Origin of the sequence: Pilimelia terevasa (assembly GCF_014647915.1) — a bacterium.
In the GTDB taxonomy this organism is placed as follows: domain Bacteria; phylum Actinomycetota; class Actinomycetes; order Mycobacteriales; family Micromonosporaceae; genus Pilimelia; species Pilimelia terevasa.
The window spans coordinates 1-20,500 of the sequence record NZ_BMQC01000013.1 but is presented as its reverse complement, the minus strand read 5'-3'; the positions used below and the strand labels follow the sequence as shown (position 1 = coordinate 20,500).

Annotated in this window: 18 protein-coding genes; 14 read left to right on the top strand and 4 right to left on the bottom strand. The window is 75.7% G+C overall.

Features of this window, described 5'->3' with window-relative positions:
* The first annotated feature begins 60 nt into the window (after positions 1 to 60).
* Positions 61 to 459, top strand: coding sequence for a hypothetical protein (locus IEY75_RS16410; RefSeq protein WP_189115248.1), 399 nt, complete (start codon positions 61 to 63; stop codon positions 457 to 459).
* Positions 460 to 526: 67 nt separating this feature from the next.
* On the opposite strand, the gene IEY75_RS16405 is transcribed toward IEY75_RS16410, so the two are convergent.
* Positions 527 to 1,237: a hypothetical protein gene (locus IEY75_RS16405; RefSeq protein WP_189115247.1), complete on the bottom strand. Its 711-nt coding sequence runs from the start codon at positions 1,235 to 1,237 to the stop codon at positions 527 to 529.
* A gap of 43 nt (positions 1,238 to 1,280) precedes the next feature.
* Positions 1,281 to 2,090, bottom strand: a complete 810-nt coding sequence (locus IEY75_RS16400; RefSeq protein ID WP_189115246.1) for a hypothetical protein — start codon at positions 2,088 to 2,090, stop codon at positions 1,281 to 1,283.
* Positions 2,091 to 2,625: 535 nt separating this feature from the next.
* On the opposite strand from IEY75_RS16400, the gene IEY75_RS16395 reads away from it, so the two are divergent.
* From IEY75_RS16395 to IEY75_RS16385, 3 genes are read left to right on the top strand one after another with little or no spacing between them, the layout of a single operon-like run.
* Positions 2,626 to 3,867, top strand: a complete 1,242-nt coding sequence (locus tag IEY75_RS16395; RefSeq protein ID WP_229789784.1) for a glycosyltransferase — start codon at positions 2,626 to 2,628, stop codon at positions 3,865 to 3,867.
* Between the two features lie 11 nt (positions 3,868 to 3,878).
* Positions 3,879 to 5,486 carry an ArnT family glycosyltransferase gene (locus IEY75_RS16390; RefSeq protein ID WP_189115244.1) on the top strand — a complete coding sequence of 536 codons (1,608 nt, stop codon included), beginning with the start codon at positions 3,879 to 3,881 and terminating at the stop codon, positions 5,484 to 5,486.
* Positions 5,483 to 7,813 carry a galactose oxidase early set domain-containing protein gene (locus IEY75_RS16385; protein WP_229789782.1) on the top strand — a complete coding sequence of 777 codons (2,331 nt, stop codon included), beginning with the start codon at positions 5,483 to 5,485 and terminating at the stop codon, positions 7,811 to 7,813. Before IEY75_RS16390 ends, IEY75_RS16385 begins: the two co-directional genes overlap by 4 nt.
* A gap of 64 nt (positions 7,814 to 7,877) precedes the next feature.
* Here IEY75_RS16385 and IEY75_RS16380 read toward each other — a convergent pair whose 3' ends face one another.
* A complete protein-coding gene (locus IEY75_RS16380; protein WP_189115243.1) occupies positions 7,878 to 8,453 on the bottom strand; it encodes an FMN-binding protein in 576 nt (191 codons plus the stop codon).
* Positions 8,454 to 8,871: 418 nt separating this feature from the next.
* Here IEY75_RS16380 and IEY75_RS16375 point away from each other — a divergent pair, with 418 nt between their 5' ends.
* The 8 genes from IEY75_RS16375 (at position 8,872) to moeB (ending at position 16,475) form a co-directional block, all read left to right on the top strand.
* Positions 8,872 to 9,408 (top strand): DUF305 domain-containing protein, encoded by a 537-nt coding sequence (locus IEY75_RS16375; RefSeq protein ID WP_229789794.1) that lies wholly within the window; start codon positions 8,872 to 8,874, stop codon positions 9,406 to 9,408.
* Positions 9,409 to 9,556: 148 nt separating this feature from the next.
* Positions 9,557 to 9,760 carry a heavy-metal-associated domain-containing protein gene (locus tag IEY75_RS16370; RefSeq protein ID WP_189115241.1) on the top strand — a complete coding sequence of 68 codons (204 nt, stop codon included), beginning with the start codon at positions 9,557 to 9,559 and terminating at the stop codon, positions 9,758 to 9,760.
* A gap of 1 nt (position 9,761) precedes the next feature.
* Positions 9,762 to 10,010 (top strand): hypothetical protein, encoded by a 249-nt coding sequence (locus IEY75_RS16365; RefSeq protein WP_189115240.1) that lies wholly within the window; start codon positions 9,762 to 9,764, stop codon positions 10,008 to 10,010.
* A 56-nt stretch (positions 10,011 to 10,066) separates the two neighbouring features.
* Complete coding sequence (locus tag IEY75_RS16360) at positions 10,067 to 12,274, top strand: heavy metal translocating P-type ATPase (protein ID WP_189115297.1); 2,208 nt, start codon at positions 10,067 to 10,069, stop codon at positions 12,272 to 12,274.
* A 39-nt stretch (positions 12,275 to 12,313) separates the two neighbouring features.
* Positions 12,314 to 13,027, top strand: coding sequence for a type IV pilus modification PilV family protein (locus IEY75_RS16355; protein WP_189115239.1), 714 nt, complete (start codon positions 12,314 to 12,316; stop codon positions 13,025 to 13,027).
* Positions 13,024 to 13,605, top strand: coding sequence for a PulJ/GspJ family protein (locus IEY75_RS16350; protein WP_189115238.1), 582 nt, complete (start codon positions 13,024 to 13,026; stop codon positions 13,603 to 13,605). Before IEY75_RS16355 ends, IEY75_RS16350 begins: the two co-directional genes overlap by 4 nt.
* Positions 13,602 to 15,209: a ricin-type beta-trefoil lectin domain protein gene (locus IEY75_RS16345; protein WP_189115237.1), complete on the top strand. Its 1,608-nt coding sequence runs from the start codon at positions 13,602 to 13,604 to the stop codon at positions 15,207 to 15,209. Before IEY75_RS16350 ends, IEY75_RS16345 begins: the two co-directional genes overlap by 4 nt.
* A gap of 96 nt (positions 15,210 to 15,305) precedes the next feature.
* Positions 15,306 to 16,475, top strand: coding sequence for a molybdopterin-synthase adenylyltransferase MoeB (gene moeB, locus IEY75_RS16340; protein WP_189115236.1), 1,170 nt, complete (start codon positions 15,306 to 15,308; stop codon positions 16,473 to 16,475).
* A 74-nt stretch (positions 16,476 to 16,549) separates the two neighbouring features.
* Here the strand turns inward: moeB and IEY75_RS16335 are convergent, their stop codons facing one another.
* Entirely contained in the window at positions 16,550 to 17,905 is a 1,356-nt protein-coding gene (locus IEY75_RS16335) for a COG1361 family protein (protein ID WP_189115235.1), read from the bottom strand.
* 270 nt (positions 17,906 to 18,175) lie between these two features.
* Here IEY75_RS16335 and IEY75_RS16330 point away from each other — a divergent pair, with 270 nt between their 5' ends.
* A complete protein-coding gene (locus tag IEY75_RS16330) occupies positions 18,176 to 20,119 on the top strand; it encodes a sensor domain-containing diguanylate cyclase (protein ID WP_189115234.1) in 1,944 nt (647 codons plus the stop codon).
* A 133-nt stretch (positions 20,120 to 20,252) separates the two neighbouring features.
* Positions 20,253 to 20,500, top strand: a 248-nt coding sequence (locus IEY75_RS16325; protein ID WP_373290283.1) for a hypothetical protein, incomplete at its 3' end; no start/stop codon positions are given.

Below are 20,500 nucleotides of genomic sequence, written 5' to 3'. Positions count from 1 at the left end.
CAGCCCCGACGGCGCCGCGTCCGGCGACGCCGGGACCACCCTGGACGTTCGGAGACTGTCATGCCCGTACTTCAACCGTCGGCGACGGAGGAGTTCACCGTCAGCGGCGACCGGTGGCGCCACCGCCCGGACGTCATGCTGCTCAGCGTGGCCGAGTGGCGCGCGGTCGTGGAGGAGCGGACGTGGCCGCCGTACGTGACGGTCCTGCTCGACGCCCTCGCCCTGGCCGCCGACGACAACGGCGAGATCCTCAACTTCCGGCTGCACGAGTTCTACGCGGCCGAGATGTCGGCGGTCCTGCGCGACGGCGACGACGCGGCGGAGTGGTCGCTGGCCTACGACCGGTTCGTCGCGCTGGTCCTCATGTCCACCATGGAGCAGCTTCTGCACACCGGCTACCTGGCGCTGCGCGACAACGAGACGTCGTACGACTACCGGCTCGTGATCCCGCCCGTGTGAGCCCCCAGGCCGACGGCGGCGCACCGAGGCCCACGGGCCGCTGGTGCGCCGCCGTCGGCGTGGGAGTTCAGTGGGTCAGGCGGGTGAGGAGCCGCCGCTGCGCCCGCAGGGCCGTCCGCAGGCGCTCGGTGTCGGCGTCGTCCCCGGCGCCCTCGGCGATGTCGGCCAGCCGGCGGCGCAGGGCTTCGGTGTACTGCGCGACCGCGCCGTCGAGCAGCTCGCGGGCCTCGGTGTAGGCCGTCCGCGGGTCGTCGACGAAGCCGGACTGGATGTCCCGCCACTGCCGGTCGAAGTCGTCGGCGGCGCCGTCCGGCCACAGGCCGTCCTCCGCCGCGTCGCCGGTGCGCCCGCCGGCCGCGCCGGCCGGGCGGCCGCCCGCGTCCCGGGCCGCGGCGTCCCGGTCCGACCCGCGCACCTGGCGCGGGATCGCCGCCCCCTCGCCGCCCGCGCGCGGCGCACCCGACCCGCCCGCGCCCCCGGACGCGGCAGCCGCGCCGGACGCGGCGGGCGGGGTGGTTGCGCCGGAGGCGGCGGGCGGGTTGGTCGCGCCGGAGGCGGCGGACGCGGTGCGGCCGGTCGCCGGGTCGGGGCGCTCGACCGACTCGCCCGTCCCGTCCCCGCCGCGGGGCTCGGGCCGCTCGGTGGAGGTGCCCGGTCGCGCCGTGGACGTGTCGGGGCGCTCGGTGGAGCTGCCGGCCCCGCGGCGGTCGTCGTCGGTACTCCGGTCGACCGTCGCCTGACCGACGGCGGGCGGCTGCTGCGGAACGGTGCGGCTCATGGTGGTCCTCTCACTCGGTTCGATGACGAAGTGCGTGGGGTGGTCAGCGGGTCGCGCGCGGGCGGCCGTCGGCCGCCTCCGCTCCGTTCTCCCGCTCCCCGTACTCCCGGTCCCGGCCCGGCTCGCCGTGCGTCCCCGGGTGGTACTGCCGGTCGGTGAACCGCCCCGCGCCCCGGTCGCCCGCCGCGTCCGCGCCGCGACCGTCCGCGTCCGCGTCCGCCCGGTCGTCGTGCGCCGGGTCGTGACCGTCGAGGTGCCGCGGGTCGGTGTGCCGCGGGTCGGTACCGTGCGCGGCTCCGTCGGTGCGGTGCCGGCCGGTGTCGGTGTCGGCACCGAGCAGGGTGGCCACGAGCTGGCGGTAGTGCACGAGCGCCTGGCGCAGGTCCTCGGTGGAGGCGGTGTCGGCGGCCGCCCGGTCGCTGACCGCGTGCGCGGCGCGGTAGTGGTGCAGGACGTCGGCGTGCTCCACGGACAGGTCGGCGACCTGCTGGTCGTAGCCGTCGGTCGGGTACCCGCGCTCGCCGATCACGGTCGTCAGCAGGACGTCCGCGGCGCGGACCGCACCGGCGGGGTCGTCGACGAACTGCTCCTGGATCTGGTTCCACCGCACGTGGTAGGCCCGGCGCGCCTCGGCCGGGATCTCGCGCAGCGTCAGGTCCTCGTGGCGGCGCTCGCGGTCGCGCAGCTCCTCCTCGGCCGCCCGGCGGTCGGGCGCCGAGGCGAGCGCGCGGTCGTACTCGGGCCCGAACACGCGGCGCAGCCGCTGCCGGCGGTACCAGAGGGCACCGACCGCGGCCGCGGCGGCCACGAGAGCGAGTACGACGACCAGCACGATGATTCCGGGAGTGCTCATGGGACCTCCTCAGGCCGGCGGACGACGGCGCACCGCCGTCTCGGTCCGCCATTCCCCGTCCTGCCGCGCGCTACACCACCGCGGCGCAGGAGTCGGTCGGCGTGAACGTCCACCCGCGCGCATCCGGCCGCCGGGTTTCGCTGCGGTCCATTCCGGGAATGGACACTCTGAACTGTGTTCTGCGCCATAGTGGAGCCCCGGTGTCGGCCATGTGGCCGGGTATCTGCCGATACGACACTCCGGCGAAGCTCCGACCCTTCCGGCGAACACAAAGATTTCGGACTTGGCTGGTGTGGTGGCCCATCGATGGCTGTTGCCAGCGGTCGGGCCGGTCCACAAGGATGAGTTTCACGCGTCGGTGACTGGGGATGCCATCGACGTGCGTGTCTGCGTGGTGCCCGGACGAAGCTGAGACTGCGCTGCTTCGCCGTGCCCGTGGACGCGCCCGATGGCGGGGACGGTCTGGGGCCGTGCCCCCGTCCTTACTGCGCGAACGGGTGGGTGCACGGTGGTCCTGACTGGCCTTGCCGTAGCAATGTCGGCGACCCTTTTTCTGGCCGCCACCATCACGCTGTGGTGGACGCTGCACGCCTGGCGGACACCGCAGACACTGCACGCGACGCGGTTCGCGCCGCCCGACGGCAGCCACGCGTACACCTTCTCGCTCCTCCTGCCCGCGCGACACGAGGAGGCGGTGCTCGCCCGCACCGTGCGCCAGCTCCTCCAGTCCCGGCACCAGGCCTTCGAGCTGATCCTCATCGTCGGCCACGACGACCCGGCGACCTCGGCGGTCGCGCACGAACTGGCCGCGGAGTATCCGCAGGTGCGCGTGGTCGTCGACCAGCACGCGGTGAAGAACAAGCCCAAGGCCCTCAACACCGCGCTGCCGACGTGCACCGGCGACATCGTCGGCGTCTTCGACGCCGAGGACCAGGTCCACGCCGACCTGCTCACCCACGTCGACTACGCGTTCCGCACGACCGACGCGACGGTCGTGCAGGGCGGCGTGCAGCTCATCAACTTCCACTCCAACTGGTACAGCGTCCGCAACTGCCTGGAGTACTTCTTCTGGTTCCGCAGCCGGCTGCACCTGCAGGCCCAGCGCGGCTTCATCCCGCTGGGCGGCAACACCGTCTTCGTCCGGGCGGACACGCTGCGCCAGGTCGGCGGCTGGGACCCGCAGTGCCTGGCCGAGGACTGCGACCTGGGCGTGCGGCTGTCCAGCATCGGCTGCAAGGTCGTCGTGGCCTACGACGCGCTGCTGGTCACGCGGGAGGAGACGCCCGACTCGGCGATGGCGCTGTTCAAGCAGCGGACCAGGTGGAACCAGGGCTTCCTCCAGGTACTGCGCAAGGGCGACTGGCGCCAGCTCCCCAGCCGCCGGCAGCGGCTGCTCGCGCGGTACACGCTGGCCTCGCCGTTCGTGCAGGCGTTCACCGGGGTGACGACGCTGGCGGGGTTCACGATGGCCATCCTGTTCGACCTGCCGGTGGGGATCGCGCTGCTGTCCTACCTGCCGCTGCTGCCCACCGTGGGCACCCTGTTCTTCGAGATCATCGGCCTGCACGACTTCGGCCGGCAGTACGGGCTGCGCATCCGCGCCCTCGACTACGCCAAGCTCGTCGTCGGCGTGCCGGTGTACATGCTGCTGCTCGCCGGTGCCGCGACCCGCGCCGTCCTGCGCGAGTGGCGCGGCCGGCGGGACTGGGAGCTGACCCGGCACGTCGGCGCCCACCTGCTGCCCGACGCGCCCACGCCCGCCACCGCCGACGCCTGACGGAGAGTGCGATGACGACTGTGGTCACCGAGGCGCCGGCCGTCGCCGGTCCGCCCGCCCGGCCCGCGCCGCCGGCCGCGCCCGCACCGCTGGGTCGCCGCCGGCACCGCGCCGACCGGCCGCTGCTGCTGGGCCTCACCGCGCTCACCGCGCTCGTGCACGGGGTCAACCTGGGCGGCGGCCCGGTGTTCGGCGCCGACGAGGGCACCTACCTGGCGCAGGCGTGGGCGGTCCGGGAGGGCGTCGGCCTCGCGCACTACACCTACTGGTACGACCACCCGCCGTTCGGCTGGATGCAGCTCGCGGCCCTGGGATGGCTGCCGGACCTGGCGCTGTCGGCGCGCCCGTCGCTGGTGGCCGGGCGGGTGGCGATGATGGTGTTCGCGCTGGCCAGCACGGTGCTGGTGTACCTGCTGGCGCGCCGGCTTCGGCTGCCGCCGTGGGCCGCGGCCACCGCGGTGGCGCTGTTCGTCCTGTCGCCGCTGGAGCTGGCCCTGCACCGGCAGGTGTACCTGGACAACATCGCGGTGACCTGGCTGCTCGGCGCGCTGCTGCTGGCGCTGTCGCGGCGCCGGCACCTGTGGCACTACATCGCGGCCGGCGGCTGCGCGGCGGGCGCGGTGCTGTCCAAGGAGACCGTCGTGCTGGCGGTACCGGCGGTCGCGCTGGCGATCTGGCAGCGCAGCCACCGCAGCACCCGGGCGTTCTGCCTCACGGGGTTCGTGGCCGCGTTCGTGCTGACGCTGTCGGTGTACCCGCTGTACGCCGCGCTCAACGGCGAGCTGATGCCCGGCGGCGGCCACGTGTCGCTGCTGGGGGCGTGGTTTCACCAGGTGGCGGGTCGGCACTCGTCGGGCAACGTACTGGACGCCGGCAGCGACGCGTACCGGACGGTCGACGCCTGGCTGTACCAGGACCCGGTGGTCGTGCTGGCCGGGGCCGCGGCGGCGCTGCTGGCCCTCGGCGTGCGGCGGCTGCGGGTACCGGCGGTCGCGGCGACGGTGATGTCGCTGATCGCGCTGCGCCCGGGCGGCTACCTGCCGGCCATGTACGTCACGCAGGTACTCCCGTTCTTCGCGCTCTGCCTGGCCGGGCTCGCGCACACCGCGACGGTGCTGTTCCGCCGCGGCACCTGGGCGCCGCCGCGCCTGCGCCGCCCGGTGCGGGCCGCCGCCTTGGTGCTGGCCGCCGCCCTGGCGGCGGGGGTGGGGGCGAGCTGGTACGACGGCAACCGGCGGCTGTGGCGCGAGGATGCCAACGCCGGGTACGTCACCGCCGGCCGCTGGGTCCGCGAGCACGTGCGCCCGGCCCAGACGCCGCGGATCGTCGTGGACGACGCCCTGTGGCCGGACATGGTCCGCGCCGGCTTCGCGCCCGGGACCGGGGCGATCTGGTTCTACAAGCTGGACCTGGACCCGGCGGTGATGGCGCACCTGCCCGGCGGCTGGCGGGACCTGCACTACGTCGTGGTCACCCCGATGATGCGGCAGCGCCCCGACGGCCTGCCGACCCTGACCGAGGCCATCACGCACTCCGAGGTGGTGGCCGCCTTCGGCGCGGGCGCGGAGCGGATCGAGGTCCGCCGCGTCCTGACCGAGCTGAGAGAGGCGACGCCATGATCCGTCGAACGGCGGGCCTGACCCTGGGCCTGCTCCTTCCCACCATGATCTTCGCCGCGGGCGTGCTCCCACCCGCCTCGGCGGCGGCACCCGACAACCTGGTCGCCAACCCGGGCACGGAGAAGCTGGCCGACGGGCAGCCGGAGTGCTGGCAGCTCTACCGGCGCGGCGCCAACACCGCCGAGCTGACCAGCACCCGGGAGGCGCACGGCGGCCGCCGCGCGATGACGCTGACGGTGTCGGCGTACACCGACGGCGACGCGAAGGTGATGATGGCCGAGCAGGCCGGCTGTGCCCCGGCGGTCACGCCGGGCCTGCGCTACGACCTCTCGCTCTGGTACCGCAGTACCGCGGCGGCCGCGTCCATCACGCTGTTCCGGTACGACGGCACCCAGTGGCAGTACTGGACCGAACTGGCCAACCTGCCCGCCGCCGCGAAGTACACCGAGGCCACCGCCCGGACCCCGGTCGTCCCGCCGGGCACCACCGGGGTCCAGTGGGGCGTCGGCCTCGCCGGGGCCGGGGCGGTGACCACCGACGACTACCGGATGAACGAGGCCGGCAAGCCGCCGGAGAACCCGGTCTGCCGGCCGGGCAAGCGGTGTCCGACGGGCGCCTGGGAGGTGCTGCCGTACCAGTCGCCGGTCCGCGGGATCCACGCGGCGCTGCTGCGCACCGGCAAGGTACTGCTGATCGCCGGGTCGGGCAACGACACCGGGGAGTTCGCCAAGGGCCGGTTCAGCACGACGCTGTACGACCCGCGAACCGGCGCGTTCACGTCGATCCCGACGCCGGCCGACCTGTTCTGCGCCGGCCACGCCCAGCTCCCCGACGGGCGGCTGCTGGTCCTCGGCGGCAACGCCGCGTACCCGGCGGCCGACGGCTCGCACGGGTACAAGGGCCTGCGGGTGTCGTACGTCTTCGACCCGGCGACCAACAGCTACACCCGCACCAACGACATGAACGAGGGCCACTGGTACCCGTCGGCGACCGTGCTCGGCAACGGCGACGTGCTCTCGGTCGGCGGGCTCAACGAGCGGTCCGAGGGCGCGGTGAGCACCGAGTACTTCTCGGCGGCCGAGCAGCGCTGGCTGAAGCCGGACGAGGTCACCCAGACGTACCGCTTCTGGGGCCTGTACCCGGCGATGATCCTGACCGCGGACGGCAAGCTGTTCTACACCGGCAGCCACGTCTTCGGCGACGGCCAGCCCGGCACCGGCGCGTCCCTCTACGACCACAACACCGGCGTCGTCACCGATGTCCCCGGCCTGCAGGACAAGGACCGGCGCGACCAGTCGATGAGCGTGCTGCTGCCGCCGGCCCAGGACCAGCGGGTCCTCACCATGGGCGGCGGCAACGTCAACTCCAACCCGGACGCCGTGCGGCACACCGACATCATCGACCTGACGGCCCGCAAGCCGAAGTACATGCCCGGCCCGAAGCTGCCCACCGGCTACCGCGAGGACGGGTCGGTGCAGAAGGCGCACCAGGGCAAGATGTACGTCTCGGCGGTGATCCTGCCCGACGGGCAGGTCTTCGAGACCGGCGGCGCGCTGCACAACCGGGCCGACCCGGTGTTCGAGGCGTCGATGTACAACCCGTCGACCGACCGGTTCAACGACGGGATGGCCCGGGACCCGGTGCCGCGCGGGTACCACTCGTCGGCGTTCCTGCTGCCCGACGGCCGGGTGATGGCGGTCGGCGACAACCCGAGCGACGGCTCGTTCGACAACCGGATCTCGGTGTACTCGCCCTGGTACCTGTTCGAGAAGAACCGGCCGGCGATCACCGCGGTCGCGTCCCGCACCTGGTCGACGGGCAGCCGGCAGAAGCTGACGGTCGACCGGGAGATCGCCGAGGTGGCCCTCATCCGGCCGGCCGCCGTCACCCACTCCTCGGACCCGAACCAGCGGTACGTGGTGCTGCCCGTCACCGACGAGGACGACGACGGCACCGTCGAGGTGCAGGTCACCGACAACCCGAACATTGCGCCGCCGGGCTGGTACATGCTGTACGCCTCGGACGCCCGCGGGGTGCCCTCGGCGGCCCAGTGGGTGAAGATCGAGGCGCCGGCCGCGGCCCCGCCCCGGGCCCGCCGCACCGCCGCCGTCCGCCCGCCGGCCGTACCGGTACCGGCCGGCGTGGACGGCTGCCTGCGCAGCTACGGCAACGGCAGCCAGTGCGTGCCGCGGACGTTCCCGTCGATGGTCGCCGACCGGTGCGGGTACCTGCGCGAGCGCGGCCTGGGCGGGCTCGCCGTCCGGGCGGGCGACCCGCACGGGCTGGACCGCAACCGCGACGGGGTCGCCTGCGGCGCCGGCGACTGAGCGCCACCGCACCGGAGCGGGTCGCGGACCCGCGCACCGCCGGGCACCGGAGCCGGCCCCCGCGTCAGCGGCGGGCCGGCTTCGCCGCGTCCAGTGCCGACTGGAGGGACTTGCGGTACGCGCGACTGGTGTAGGTGGCGCCGGAGACGGTGTCCACCTCGGCGCTCTGGGCGACCAGGGTCCGCTCCTTGAGCAGCGGCACCGCGCGGTCGTTGATCTGCCCGGACTCCCCCTTGTCCGGGTGCCGGGTGGCGATCTCGGTGATCCTGCCGCGGGCCAGCGTCACGGTGACCCGCACGGCGCCGTACCGGTCGGTGACCGACTTCCCGGGGAAGACGCCGCTGCCGCCTCCGTCGTCGTCTCCGCCGTCTCCGCCGTCGTTGCCGTTGCCGCTGCCGTCGTTGCCCTTGTCGATGTCCGGCGTGGGGCGGACCGTCGGGGCCGGCGGCGGGTCGCCGGGGCGGGAGCCGCCCGTCGCGTTGTCGGCGCCGCCGCCCGTGCCGGCGCCGCCCGTGTCGTCGCTGGCGGAGCCGGCCGGGTCGACCTCGGCCGGCGGCGGCTCCGGCGGGACCAGGCGCAGGCCGACGATGACGGCCGTGCCGGCCAGCGTGCCGAACAGGGCGGCGGTGATTCGGTGCATGTGCTGCCTCCTCCCGCCGGGACACCGGCCCGCAGGCCGACCGCGGCAGGTGCGGTACTGACAGCAGGTCAGACGCGCCGCGACGCGCGGGCGTTGCCGCCGGCCCGAAACGCCCCCCGATGTACCGGTGCGTATCGCGCGACCACGCCGCCGCCGCGGCTAGGCTCCGCGGCGATGATCACCGGCGCCGCCCCGTGCCGCGGACCTTGCGCGCGGGCCGGGGACCCCGCCGCCGCCGACCGGACGACCCGGGAGGGGAACACCGATGTCCCGCAGGACCGCTTGCCGTCCGGCGCCGCCCGGCCCCGCCCCGACGGTCTCGACCGCGGCGCGGGCGCGGGCCGCTCTGCCCGTGTGGGCCGCTCTGCCTGCGCGGGCCGGTCAGCCCGCGTGGGCTGCCGTGCCCGCCTTGGTCGCTGTGGTGGCGCTCGGCGGCTGCGGCGGGGCCGCCCCGACCGCCGCGGTCGCCGGCCCGACGGCGTCGCCCGTCTTCAGCCGGGCGGACGTGGCGTTCGCCGCCGGCATGACGGCGCACCACCGGCAGGCCCTGGAGCTGGCCGAGCTGGCCGGTACCCGGGCCGGCGCCGAGGTCCGGGCGCTCGCGGCCGCGACCCGCGGCGCCCGGGAGCCGCAGCTCCACCAACTCGCGGGCTGGCTGCGCGCGTGGGGGGAGCCGGTACCGCCGGCCGGCCCGGCCGCCGGCCACCCGGGGTCCGGCGACCTGCCCGGCCTGGTCGGCCCCGCCGAGGTGCGCGCGCTGGCCCGGCTCCGCGGGGCGGCCTTCGACCGGCGTTTCCTGACGCTGATGATCGCGCATGACGAGGGTACGGCGAAGACGGCGGGCAGGGAGAAGGCCAACGGCGCCAACCCCGAGGCCCGCGCGCTCGCCGCGACGATCGCCGACACCCAGTCCGCCGAGATCGCCCGGATCCAGCAGCTCGCCGCCCGCCCCTGAGCCCCCCGCCCACGGGTGGCGCCGGAGGTGCACCCGGGACCGTGCAGCGCCCCCGCGCGGGGGCGCGGGTGGTTACCCCTCGGGGGTATGAGGTAATCTTGGTTTCCTCATACCCCAGGTGGGTATACCGGCTGAGAGGACGGCACCGATGGAGACCAGCTACGCGGTCCAGGGGATGACCTGCCAGCACTGTGTCGAGGCGGTCGGCCGCGAACTGCGCGCCCTGCCCGGCGTGCGGGAGGTGACGGTCGACCTCGCCGCGGGTACGGCGACCGTGGTGAGCGAGACCCCGCCCGACCCGGCCGCCGTGCGCGCGGCGGTCGACGAGGCCGGGTACGAGCTGGTCGGCTGACATGGCCGTGCCCGCCCGCCTGGGGCTGTTCGCGGCCGTGCTGGTCGCGGTCTTCGCCGCCGCCTTCGGGCTCGGCCGCGTCGTCGCCCCGGCCGCCCCGCCCCGCCCCGGCCCCGCGCCGGCCCCCCAGGCCACCGTCCACCCGGGCGACACCCACCCGGGCGACGTCCACCAGGGCCTCGCACACCCGGGCCTCGCACACCCGGGCCTCGCACACCCGGGCGCCGACCACGAAGGCGCCGGCCGGTGACCGGGCCGCGGGTCCAGGACCCGGCCACCCACCGCGTCGACCTGGTGATCGGCGGGATGACCTGCGCCTCCTGCGCCGCCCGGATCGAGAAGCGGCTGAACCGCCGCGAGGGCGTCACCGCGACCGTCAACTACGCCACCGAGAAGGCCACGGTGCACTACACCGGCGCGGTCAGCGTCGACGACCTCGTCGCCGACGTCCACCGCACCGGCTACACCGCCACCCTCCCGCCGCCGCTCGCCGACCGCGACGCCGGCACCGGCGCCGACCCGGCCGAGGGCGCCGACGACCTGCGCCCGGTACGCCAGCGGCTCGCCGTGTCGGCCGTCCTCGCGGTACCGGTGGTCGCCCTCGCCATGGTCCCGCCGTGGCAGTTCACGTACTGGCAGTGGCTGTCGTTCGCGCTCGCCGGACCCGTCGTCGCGTACGGCGGCTGGCCGTTCCACCGCGCCGCCTGGGCCAACCTGCGCCACGGCGCGGCCACCATGGACACCCTCGTCTCCGTCGGGACGCTCGCCGCGTTCGGCTGGTCGGCGTGGGCGCTGTTCCTGGGTACCGCCGGGGTGCCCGGGATGCGGCACGGCTTCACCCTCGCCGTCGCCCGCACCGACGGCGCCGGTGCGATCTACCTGGAGGCCGCGGCGGGTGTGACGGTGTTCCTGCTGGCCGGGCGGTACTTCGAGCACCGGGCGCGGCGCCGGGCGGGCGCCGCGCTGCGCGCGCTGCTGGCCCTGGGCGCCAAGGACGTCACGGTCCGCCGCGGCGGGCAGGAGCAGCGGATCCCCGTCGGCCAGCTCGTGGTCGGGGACCGCTTCGTGGTCCGGCCCGGCGAGCGCGTCGCCACCGACGGCGTGGTCGAGGAGGGCAGCTCGGCCGTCGACGCGGCATCGGTCACCGGCGAGTCCGTACCGGTCGACGTCGGCCCCGGCGACGCCGTGGTCGGCGCGACCGTCAACGCCGGCGGCCGGCTGACGGTCCGCGCGACGCGGGTCGGCGCCGACACCCAGCTCGCGCGGATGGCCGCGCTGGTGGAGGAGGCGCAGGCCGGCAAGGCGGCCGTCCAGCGGCTCGCGGACCGGGTCTCGGCCGTCTTCGTCCCCGTCGTGCTGGCGCTGTCCGCCGGCACGCTCGGCTTCTGGCTCGGGGCGGGGTACGGGTCCGCGGCGGCGTTCACCGCGGCGGTCGCCGTCCTGATCATCGCCTGCCCCTGCGCGCTCGGGCTGGCCACGCCGACGGCGCTGCTCGTGGGTACCGGCCGCGGCGCGCAGCTCGGCATCCTCATCCGCGGCCCCGAGGTGCTGGAGTCGACCCGGCGGGTCGACACCGTCGTCCTGGACAAGACCGGCACGGTGACCACGGGCCGGATGGCGCTGGTCGACGTCGTGGCGGCGCCCGGCGCGGACCCGGACCTGCTGCTGCGCCGCGCCGGTGCCGTGGAGGCGGCCTCGGAGCACCCGGTCGGCCGGGCGGTGGCCGGCGCCGCCGCCGACCGGACCGGCCCGCTGCCCGCCGTGACCGGGTTCGCCAACCGGCCCGGCCTGGGCGTCGTCGGGGAGGTCGACGGTGTCCGCGTGGTGGTCGGCCGGCCCCGGCTGCTCGCCGAGTCGGGTCTCGTCGTACCGGAGGAGGTCGCGCGCGCCGTCGCCGACGCCGAGCGGCGCGGCCACACCGCGGTTCTCGCCGGGTGGGACGGGGAGGCGCGCGGCGCGTGCGTGGTGGCCGACACGGTGAAGGAGACCTCCGCCGACGCCGTGGCCGCCCTGCGCGGGCTGGGCCTGACACCCGTGCTGTTAACCGGCGACAACGCCGCGGCGGCCGGGACCGTCGCCGCCGCCCTGGGCATCACCGAGGTGCACGCCGAGGTGCTGCCGGCGGAGAAGGCGGCGGTGGTCGCCGCCCTCCAGGCGCGGGGGCGGGTGGTGGCGATGGTCGGCGACGGGGTCAACGACGCCGCGGCGCTCGCCCGCGCCGACCTGGGGCTGGCGATGGGCACCGGGACCGACGCGGCCATCGAGGCCGCCGACCTGACCCTGGTCCGCGGGGACCTGCGGGTGGCGGCGGACGCGATCCGGCTGGCCCGGCGGACGCTGCGGACGATCCGCGGCAATCTGTTCTGGGCGTTCGCCTACAACGTGGTGGCGCTGCCCCTGGCCGTCCTCGGGCTGCTCAGTCCCATGATCGCCGGGGCGGCGATGGCGCTGTCGTCGGTCTTCGTGGTGGCCAACAGCCTGCGGCTGCGCGGGTTCCGGCCGCTGGCCCGCTGAGGCGCTCGGTTCGGGCCGGGGGCTGCCGATAGGCAGAAGGTGTCCTCCGTCCGCACGCGGCTGGTCCGCCGAGCCCGGTCGGCGGACGGCTTCACGCTGGTCGAGGCGATGGTCGCAGCGGCACTGGTGGGGGTCGTGATGTTCCCGGTGACGGCGTTCCTGGCCCGGGCGCTGCGGACCACCGACGCCCAGGGCGTCCTCCAGGAGGCCGGGCGGGTCGCCGGGGACAGCCTGGACGCCGTGCGCGCCCTGCCGGTCGGCGAGCTGGTCCGCGGGCGGGACGCGGCCGGGGTGGCGGCCCAGTGGGCGGCGGCGCCCGCCGCGGCCCGCCCCGCGCTGGCCTCGATGGTCGCCGCCGTGGACCCCGCCGCGGCGGCCGGCGCGGGCGTCGGCGCGCGGCTGCCCACCGTCGCGGTGGCGCTGCCGCGGGTGGACGGGGTCACGGTCCGGCGCCAGTACTTCGTCGGGCGCTGCTGGCAGCGCACTCCGTCGGCAGCCTGCGGCACCGCGGTGGCGGGCGCGGAGTTCGTCCGGGTGGTCGTCGCGCTGACCTGGTCGGGCGTCGAGTGCCCGGCGGCCGGCTGCGCCCGGCTCAGCGCCACCACCCGCACCGCCGGCACCACCGACCCGGTCTTCCACGCCCTGGCGCCGGCCGTCGCCGAACCGACGGCGCAGGGCGCGGCGGCGGGTACCGCGGCGTCGGTGCGGCTCACCGCCATCGCCGGAGCCGCCGTCACCCGGGGGACCCGGTGAGCCGGCGCGGCGGCGACGACGCCGGGGTGACCCTCGCCGAGGTGCTGGTGGCCAGCGGGATCCTGCTGGTCGTCCTGCTCACCGTCACCGCCGGCATCGTCCAGGTCAGCCGCGCGACGCGGACGATCGAGGGGGCCGCCGACGCGCAGGGCAGCACGCGGCGGGCGTTCGCCCGGCTGGAGACCGAGGTGCGGTACGCGGCCGATGTCGACCCGTCCGCGACGGCCGCCGGCCACCCCGCCGTGACCCTGCTGCTCAGCAACGCCGCCGTGGGCCGCTGCCTGCAACTGCGGCTGGCCGGTACGCGGCTGGAGCGGCGCGCCTGGCCGCTGGGCGCGCCGCAGGCGGCATGGGAACTGGTCGCCGCGCCCGTGTCGGCGCCGGCCGACGCGCCGGCCTTCACCCGGTACGACATCGACGCCGCGCACCTGTACCAGCGGCTGCGCGTGCGGGTGCTGGCCCGGCTCGTCGACGAGGGGGCGGTGGTCAGCCGGCTCGCCGACACGACCTTCGTCGCGCTCAACAGCGCCAACCGGGGCGCCGGGCGGGCCGCGGACTGCCGGGCGGAGGCCCGGTGAGCGCCACCCGCCCGTCTCACCCCGCGGCGGCGTGGCGGCCCCGCGGCGACCGCGGCTCGCTGCCGATGGCGCTGCTGCTGGTCCTGACGGCCGTCGCCACGAGCACCGTCGCGCTCTCGGCGGTCCTGGTGGAGACCGCGGCGACCAGGCTCGACGTCGACCGGGAGCAGGCGCTGACGGCCGCCCGGTCCGGGATCGACGCGGCGGTCGGCCACATCCGCGCCGCGCACGCCGCCGAGGACGCCACCGTCGGCGACCACCGGAAGCTGCCCTGCGGCGAGTGGGCCGGCACCGAGGCCGGCGGCAACCGGTACCGGGTGCGCGTCGACTACCTCACCGCCGACCCGCACGGGCGCTCGGCGCAGTGGGCCGCCGCCAACGCCGTCGCCTGCACCGCCGACGGCCCGGCGGCCAGCCCCCGCTTCGCGCTGATCCACGCGTGGGGCACCCCCGCCGCCGGCCCGGACGCCGCCGCCCGGCAGCGGGCGCTGTGGGTGACGTACGTGTTCCAGACCACCGACGCGGTGATCCCCGGCGGGCTGATCCGGGAGTACGGCACGAACCTGTGCTTCGACGGCGGCGCCGCCCCTGCCGCCGGCCTCCCCCTCACCCTCCAGACCTGCGACCCCGGCTCCCCCCGGCAGAGCTTCGCGTACCGGCCCGACCTGAGCCTGACGCTCGTGTCCGGCGGCGCGACCCCGCTGTGCCTGGACGCGGGCGGCAGCCACCGCACCGGCGACCAGGTGCGGCTCCAGCGGTGCCTGTCCCCGGTGACGTGGCGCCAGCAGTGGGCCTTCAACGACTGGGCCAACTTCCAGGGCATCGACACCAGCGGTACCGGCGTCGACCAGTTCTGCTTCAACGCCGCCACACCCGGGGCCGTGAACAGCCTGGTCACGCTCGGCGCCAGGGCCGCCAACAACTGCGAGCACGACTCGACGACCGACACCCCGACGTACAACTCGCGCAAGTCGTTCACGCCGGAGGCGACCGTCGGGGCGGGCCGGGCCGGCGCGAAGCTGGGGCAGCTAGTCAACTTCCACCAGTTCGGCCGGTGCATCGACGTGACCGAGATGACGATCGACTTCGGGTACCTGATCCTGTGGCCCTGCAAGCAGAAGGTCGCCGGGACGGCCGACTGGAACCAGCGGCTCACCCTGCCGACCCCGGCGGCGGGCGGCGCGACCGCCACCGGCCCGATCACCATCGGCGCCGAGGACTACGACGGCACCGCGCTCGGCACCTACTGCCTCCAGAGCCCGGGCACGCCGGCCCCCGGCCGGTACGTGGTGCCGGTGCGCTGCGACCCGGCCCGGGCCACCCCGGACCGGACCCGCTGGACCGTCAGCCGCGACACCGGCGACCCGGCGACCAGCTACCGGATCCGGGAGGCCGACGAGGACGGCGACGCGGTCGCCGAGGGGTACTGCCTGGCCCCGACGGACACCGCCACCCGGGCGGACTTCTACCGGCCGGCGGACTTCCCCGAGATCGGCAAGCTGGTGGTGGCCGCCTGCGACGACACCGCCCTCCAGAAGTGGAACGCCCCGCCGCTGCTGACGGCCGGGCCGCCGCTGAAGGACTACGGCGAGGGCGCCCGCTGACGGCCGCCGCCCGGCCGTGTCACGATGGCGCGGGACGCCGCGGGCGTCCCGGCGGCACGGCAGCCCGGGCCGCGGGACCGGAGGGAAGGGGCAGCCATGGCACTGCCGGCACTGGTCGCCCCGGGGGCGGCCCTGACCGCCGCCGAGCGCCGCCGCTACGCGCGGCAGCTCACCCTCGCCGAGGTGGGCGAGGTCGGCCAGCGGCGGCTGAAGAACGCGCGGGTCCTGTGCGTCGGCGCGGGCGGGCTGGGCTCGCCGGTCCTGCTCTACCTGGCGGCGGCCGGGGTCGGCACGATCGGCGTCGTCGACCCCGACACCGTGGACGAGTCCAACCTGCACCGCCAGGTGCTGCACGGCCAGGGCGACATCGGCCGGGCCAAGACCGCCTCGGCGGCGGCGGCGCTGGCCGCGGTCAACCCGCTGGTGCGGGTCGAGCCGCACCCGACGACCCTGGACGTCGGCAACGCCCGCGACCTGTTCGCCGGGTACGACCTGGTGGTGGACGGCACCGACAACTTCGCCACCCGGTACCTGGTCAACGACGCGGCCGTCCTGCTCGGCAAGCCGTACGTGTGGGGCTCGGTGCTGCGCTTCGACGGCCAGGCGTCGGTCTTCTGGGCGGCGCACGGCCCCTGCTACCGCTGCCTGTACCCCGAGCCGCCCGCCCCGGGGGACGCGCCGTCCTGCGCCGAGGGGGGCGTGCTCGGCGTGCTGTGCGCCGCGGTCGGTGCGGTCCAGGCGACCGAGGCCGTCAAGCTGGTGACCGGCATCGGCGAACCGCTGGTCGGGCGCCTGCTGCTGCACGACGCCCTGCGGATGCAGCAGCGCACCGTGGCGCTCCGCCGCGACCCCGACTGCGTCCTGTGCGGACCGCGGGCCACCCAGCGCGACCTGCTGGCCGACTACGCGTACTTCTGCGGCGTCCGTCCGGCGGCGGCCGGCGACACGATCTCGCCCGCGGCCCTGCGCGACCTGCGCGCGGCCGGCGGCGACCCGCTGGTGCTGGACGTCCGCGAGCCGTGGGAGCACGAGCTGGTCCGCCTGGCCGGCAGCGTCCTGCTGCCGCTGGACCGGCTGCTCGCCGACCCCGCGCGCGTCGCGGAGCTGCCGGCGGACCGCCGCGTCGTGGTCCACTGCAAGTCCGGCGCCCGTTCGGCGCGGGCGCTCGCGGCGCTGCGGGCCGCCGGCCGGACCGACGCGGTGCACCTCGACGGCGGGATCCTGGCCTGGATCCGCGACGTGGACCCGACCCTGCCCGGCTACTGACCGCCTCACCCCGGGCGTGGGCGCGACGGCCGAGGTGCCGCGGGGACGCCGGACCGGCGTCCCCGCGGCGTCGCTCAGCTTCCCTTGACGACGAGCTGCGCGCTGTTGTTCGCGGCGTTGGTGTCGCTCTTGTGGAGGACGAACTCGTCGTCGGTCACCAGGCTGACCCTGCCCGCGCCGTTGGGCACGATCCGGTCGACGCGGACCTGGAACGCGCACCACTCGGACTCGCCGACGGCCAGCAGCGCGCCGAAGGCGTAGCACCGGTAGGTGCTGCCCTCCAGCAGCTCGCAGCCCTGGTCGGGGTCGCCGACGATCGAGGTGCCCTGCGGCAGGGTCACGTCGACCGCGGTGACGGCGAGGTTCTCGTCGGTGGTCTCCAGGTCGGCCGGGCCGTTGTTGGTGTAGGTCAGCTCCAGCTCGACCGTGCTGCCGACCTTGCCGGTCGCGGTGCTGCCGGCGACGGCGACGTCCGCGCCGTTCTTGCCGGTGACGGTGACGTCGGTGACGGAGGTGTTGTTGTCCGGGTTCGCGTCGGCCTGCTCGCCGGCCCGCACGCCCTTGGCCTCGGTCAGCACCAGCGGGTCGCCCTCGCCCGGCTCGCCCGCGTCGTCCTCGTCGATGGCGTCCTCGGCCTCGGCCGGCGTCATCCAGGTGATCTCGCTGCGCTGCCTGCCCGGCGCCATCGCGGCCGCGCCGACGAGCATCGGGATGGTCGCCGTGTACGTCCTGCCGACGGCCAGCGTGTCGTCGAACGCGCACGAGACGGCGACGCCGTCCGCGTCGTAGTTGCAGTTGGCGTAGTCGGTCTCGTCGTCGACGACGTTGTTCGTACCGCCGAAGACGGCCACGACGCCGGTCACTGCCTTCTTGCCGCCGTTGCGGACGCTCACCTTCTGGTCGAAGGTGCCGTTCACGGCGGCAGTGGCCTTCTGCGCGGCGCCGGCCACGAGGTCGACGGCCTCGGCGACCCGGACCCGGGAGGCGGTCGTCAGGGTGCCGGTGGCGGCGTCGGTCATCGTGACGGTGACGGTGCCGGAGGCGCCGACCTTGGCGTTGGCCGGGGCGTTCAGGGCGACGGTCGGCAGGACGTCGGAGCCGTCGTACAGCTCCCACTCCGAGAGCTTGCAGTTCAGCTTGCCCGTGCCGGCCGTACAGGAGTCCCAGTCCTCGTCGTCGGAGGTGATGCCGACGACGCCGGCGGCCTTGCTGTAGTCGTAGGTCACCGTCGCGTTCTGCACGAACAGAAAGTCGCTGTCAAAGTTCACATACAGCGCGTTGGCGTCCGAGGTGGCGCCCGGGGCGAGGGTCGCGTCGCCGAGGTAGATCTCGTTGGCCGCGGCAGCGGCAGCACCGGCCGGCCCGGCGGCGGTGAGGCCGCCGAACAGGGCGAGTACGGCGACGCCGCACCCGATAGCGGTCTTGCGCATGGAAATGTCCTCCGTTGCGGGGAGTCGGCCCCCGGCACGGTTGCCGGGTCCGCCGACACGGTGGATGACCAACCTCAATGTCAGCTCGACGCCGCCGCCCGCCCCGGACGCCGGGGACGATCGGGACGGCGGGCGCGCCCGGACCCGTGCCCGGGGGCCGACGCGCGCGGCTCACCAGCAAATACCGATCGGCTCCTTACTTCTTCTTGACTTCCGGCCCGGCCCGACGACAGGGCACGGTGGGCCGCACGAGAGGAGCCGGGGCGCCTGATGTCGAGAGCTGAGCCGCAGCCGTCCGCCGAGGCACCGCGTCCCGGGGGCGGCCTGCTCGTCGTGGGCCTGCCCGTGGCGACGGCGGCGCTCGCGGCGTACTTCGGCAGCGGCTGGGGCGGGGCCGCGGCCCGCCTCCAGGTCTTCTGGGCCGCCATGCTGCTGCTCGACGTCGTCCTCGTCGCCGTCAGCGTCGGCGTCGCGCGCAGCCTGCCGGCCGGCCCGGCCCGCGCGTTCTGGCGCGCGCTCAGCTTCGCCTCGGCCGTGTTCATGGTCGGCGACGTCGGCTCGGCGTTCGCCGGACTGCGGTACCTGGAGTGGCCGCAGGGGCTGGCGATCCTCCAGGCGGTCGGGCTGTCCAGCGGGCTGCTCACGGTCCTGGTGACGATGCTGCGGCACCCCGTGCGCTGGCGCAGCGGGCGGGCCCGCCTCGCCTTCTGGCTGGACACCGGCACCGTGTCGGTGGGCGCCGCCGCGTTCAGTTGGTTCCTCGTCGTGCGGCCCGGGTCGAGCTGGAGCCAGATCGCGCTGGCGCTGGTCACCGCCGCGGTGTTCGTCCTGACCACGTTCGCCGGGGCGCGCCTGGCCGTCAGCGACGACCCGCCCGTGGTCTGGCCCGCCGCCGTCCTGCTGGTCACCTCCGTCGGCGTGATCAGCGTCGCCAACCTGACCCTGCCCATCCCCGACCTGGCCAACGCCGACGTGTACGGCCTGCGGATGCTGGTCTGGCTGCTGCCCGCCCTGCTCGGCGTGGCCGGCGTCCTCGTCCAGCGCCGGACGGGCTGGTCGGTGCGCCGGGCGGCGCGCGGCCGGTGGCGCCGCCGCTCGTACAGCCTGCTGCCGTACCTGACCCTGGCGGCGGTCTTCGGCCTGCTGCTGGTCTCGCTGCCCCAGCTCCTGAACGCCTCGGGCCGGGGCGTCAACGCGCAGGCCGTCGGCGTGCTGTCGGCGGTGCTCCTCAGCGTCGCCCTGGTGGTGGCGCGCCAGCTCGTCGCGTTCACCGACAACGACCGGCTGCTGGCCCAGCTCGGCCGGCAGGAGCAGCGGATGAGCGCGCTGCTGGAGCACTCCTCCGACATCACCACCATCACCGGCGCCGACCTGCGGGTCACCTATGTCAGCCCCGCCGCCGAGCGCATCCTGGGCTACCGGGCCGGCGCGCTGCACGGCCGGTCCGCCGCGACGTTCCTGCACCCGCAGGACCGGGCACAGGTCGAGGCGCCGATGCGGGCCCTGCTGGCCACGCCCGGCCGCAGCCACACCCACCAGGCCCGGTACCGGCACGCCGACGGCACCTGGCGCTGGCTGGAGGTCATCACCACGAACCTGATCGACGCCCCGCACGTCGGCGGGCTGATCAGCAACAGCCGCGAGGTGACCGCGGCCCGCGAGCTGCAGCAGCTCCTCCAGCACCAGGCGTCCCACGACCCCCTGACGCAGCTCGCGAACCGTTCGCTGTTCGGCGAGCGGCTGGAGGAGGCGCTGGCCCCCCGGCCCGCCCCGGCGGCGCAGGCGCCGGGGGCCGCCGTCCTGGCGATCGACCTGGACGACTTCAAGGGGATCAACGACACGCTCGGCCACCACGCGGGGGACGCCGCGCTGGTCGGGCTCGCCGAGCGGCTGCGGAGCTGCCTGCGTACCTCCGACACGGCGGCCCGGCTGGGCGGCGACGAGTTCGCCGTGCTGCTTCCCGGGGCGGACGCCGCCGAGGCGGTCCGGGTCGCCGACCGGGTCCTGCACGCGCTGCGGGAGCCGGTCCCGGTGGACGGCCACCCGCTGCACCTGCGGGTCAGCATCGGCGTGGCGGGCTCGGCCGGCCCGGACCCCGACGAGGTGCTGCGGGCCGCCGACGCCGCGATGTACCGGGCGAAGCAGGCCGGCAAGAGCCGGTACGTGGTGCACCGGGCCGAGGCCGCCGCGGTCGGCCCCGACCGTCGGGCCTGACCGACGCCGCTCGCGGGGCGCGGTACGTGGCACCCCATCGGACGGTGGACGAGTATCCCGTGCGTGTGCGGGGTACAGGTCGCGACAAGCCCCCGTCCGGGAGGCGGTCCATCACACGCGAGGAGTCACCACGATGGCGGATGTCGTCGGCACACGATCGCCTGCCGGCACGGGCCACTCTGCCGCCCCCGCCGGAAGCGGCGCGGCGTCGGATTCCGTGCGCGCGGTAGCGGACACCGCGGCCACCCAGGGCGCGCAGGTTCTGGGGTCGGTGCAGGAGCAGGGTGGGGAGGTGGCCGCCGAGGCGGGTCGGCAGGTGCGGAATCTGGCGCAGGAGGCGGGTAGCCAGCTCTCTGCGCAGGCGCGGGTGCAGCAGGAGCG